Origin of the sequence: Agrobacterium sp. a22-2, from assembly GCF_012276985.1 — a bacterium.
In the GTDB taxonomy this organism is placed as follows: domain Bacteria; phylum Pseudomonadota; class Alphaproteobacteria; order Rhizobiales; family Rhizobiaceae; genus Allorhizobium.
Genome location: NZ_JAAXMM010000073.1, coordinates 1 through 432 on the forward strand (window position 1 = coordinate 1; position 432 = coordinate 432).

Below are 432 nucleotides of genomic sequence, written 5' to 3' on the forward strand. Positions count from 1 at the left end.
GAACAGCTTGGCGCGCAGATCGGCCGGCGGATAGACGTTCGGGTTCTCGCGCACTTCGGCGTTCACCAGCGGCGTGGAATCTTTCACCGCATTGGCGTAATAGACATAGTTGCTGATGCCCGCCATCACGTCAGGTTTCATCAGGAAGTTCAGGAACTGGTACGCGGCGTCTTTGTTCTTGGCGTCCGCCGGCATGGCGAACATGTCAAAGTAGGTCAGCGCCCCCTCTTTCGGGATCGCGTAGGCCACGTTCACGCCGTTCTTCGCCTCTTTGGCGCGGTTGGCCGCCTGCATCACGTCGCCAGACCAGCCGATCGCCACGCAGATATCACCGTTAGCCAGATCGTTGATGTACTGAGAAGAGTGGAAGTAACGAATGTTCGGCCGCAGTTTCAGCAGCAGATCGTTGGCCGCGCCGGTGTAGTCCGCCGC

1 protein-coding gene is annotated in these 432 nt (G+C 59.5%); it reads right to left on the bottom strand.

Translation table 11 applies throughout. The features are described from left to right. The coding region (locus HFC70_RS26430) for an extracellular solute-binding protein (RefSeq protein WP_168476302.1) at window positions 1-432 on the bottom strand (432 nt) is incomplete at both ends.